At 69.8% G+C, this 2,061-nt stretch carries 1 protein-coding gene; it reads right to left on the reverse strand.

Annotated features, from left to right (window positions below):
- Positions 1-2,061 (reverse strand): CHASE3 domain-containing protein (locus D7X74_RS41535; protein WP_120538425.1); only part of this gene is annotated, 2,061 nt, incomplete at both ends.

Here is a 2,061-nt window from a genome sequence, read left to right on the forward strand (position 1 = left end):
GGGTGACGGTGAAGGTGCTGCCCTCTCCCGCCGTGCTGTTCACGGTGACGTCGCCGCCCAGCAGGCGCGCCAGGTCGCGGGAGATGGACAGGCCCAGGCCGGTGCCGCCGTACTTGCGGTGGGTGCTGCCGTCGGCCTGACGGAACGCCTCGAAGATGACGCCCTGCAGCTCCAGGGGGATGCCGATGCCGGAGTCGCGCACGGCGAAGCGCACGTGCCCCTCGCCCGCGGTGGAGACGGTGAGGGCCACCTCTCCCTGTGCGGTGAACTTGAAGGCATTGGAGAGCAGGTTCTTGAGCACCTGCCCCAGCCGCTGCGGATCCGTCTCCAGGGAGGAGGGCACGTCCGGCGCGACGGTGACCAGGAAGCGCACGCCCTTCTGCCGCGCGACGGGCTGGAAGGTGAGGGCCAGCCCTTCCACGAAGCGCTGGAGGGGCACGGGCTCCGGCTGCACCTCCACCTTGCCCGCCTCGATGCGCGACAGGTCCAGGATGTCGTTGATGAGGGCCAGCAGGTCGTTGCCCGCGGCGCCGATGGTCTGCGCGAACTTCACCTGTTCGGCGGTGAGGTTGCCTTCCTTGTTGTCCTCCAGGAGCTTCGCGAGGATGAGCGAGCTGTTGAGCGGCGTGCGCAGCTCGTGGCTCATGTTCGCCAGGAACTCGGACTTGTAGCGGTTGGTGCGCTCCAGCTCCGCGGCCTTGTCGGTGAGCGTCACCTGCGCCAGGGCCAGGTCGTCGCGCTGCGTCTCCAGCAGGCTCGCCTGTTCCTCCAACTGGGCGTTGGTCTGCTCCAGCTCCACCTGCTGGGTCATCAGCCGCGTCTGGGACTCCTTGAGGACGCGGCTCTGCTCCTCAATCTCCTCGTTGGAGACGCGCAGCTCCTCCTGCTGGGCTTGCAGCTCCTCGGCCTGGCGGCGCGTCTCTTCCAGGAGCTGTTCCAGGCGGGTGCGGTCGTGCGACGCGCGCACCGCGACGCCAATGGATTCGGACACGCGCTGGAGCAGCTCCAGGTCCGACGGGTGCACCGGGTGCAGGAAGCCCAGCTCCACCACCGCGTTGACCTGTCCGTCCGCCTTCGCGGGGGCGATGAGGACATGGCGCGACACGCCCTGGCCCAGGCTGGAGGAGACGGGCAGGTAGCCCTCCGGCACGTCGCGCAGGTGGAAGGCCCGGCCGTCCTTGACGGCCTGTCCGACGAGTCCGTCACCGGCGCGCAGCAGGTCCCCCTTGGTATCGAAGTCGGGGGGCAGCGCGTAGCCGGCGACGCGGCGGAAGCGGTTCGTCGCGTCCGCGAGGTAGAGGGCGCCCACCTGGGCGTCCAGCGTGTCGGTGAGGACGCGCAGCACGTTGTCGCCCAGCTGCTCCAGGCGCTGTTCACCTTGCATGCGCAGGGCGAGGGCGCTCTGGCCCGCCTGGAGCCAGGCCTCGATGCTCCGGGCGCGGAAGTCGCGCGCCGCGATGAAGCCCGACATGCCGATGAGGAAGAGCAGCAGCGCGGAGCCGGCCCACGTGACGAGCAGGGACAGGTTGGCGGAGGACTGGAAGCCCGCGGTGCGGTCGGCGAGCAGCTTGCGCTCGTCGATCTCCATCTCCTCGATGGTGGCGCGGATGGACTGCATCACGGCGATGCCCCGGTCCTCCTTCACGATGGCGAGGGCCTCCTGGCTGTCGCCTCGCAGTTGCAGATCGATGGTCTGTTGCAGCTCCGTCAGCTTGTCGGTGACGGCGTCCTCCAGCTGTGTCAGCCGCTGCTGCTGCGCGGGGTTGTCGGCGGTGAGTTCCTTCAGGCGCGCAAGCTGCCCGGGCAGGGACTTCTTCGCGCGGACGTAGGGGTCCAGGTAGCTCTGGGCGCCGGTGAGCAGGAAGCCGCGCTGGCCCGTCTCCGCGTCCTTGAGCGTGGACAGCAGGCCCTCCAGCTTCTCCACCACCTCCAGCGTGTGCGTCACCAGCGTGGCGGCCGCCGTGCGCGTCTGGAGCATGCGGTAGGACAGCAACGCGATGACGAGGATGGCCAGCGCCGCCATGGCGAAGCCCGCGAAGGTGGCGGGGGGCAGCGCGGGGC

It is taken from the genome of Corallococcus sp. CA047B (assembly GCF_003612065.1).
Taxonomy (GTDB): Bacteria; Myxococcota; Myxococcia; order Myxococcales; family Myxococcaceae; genus Corallococcus; species Corallococcus praedator.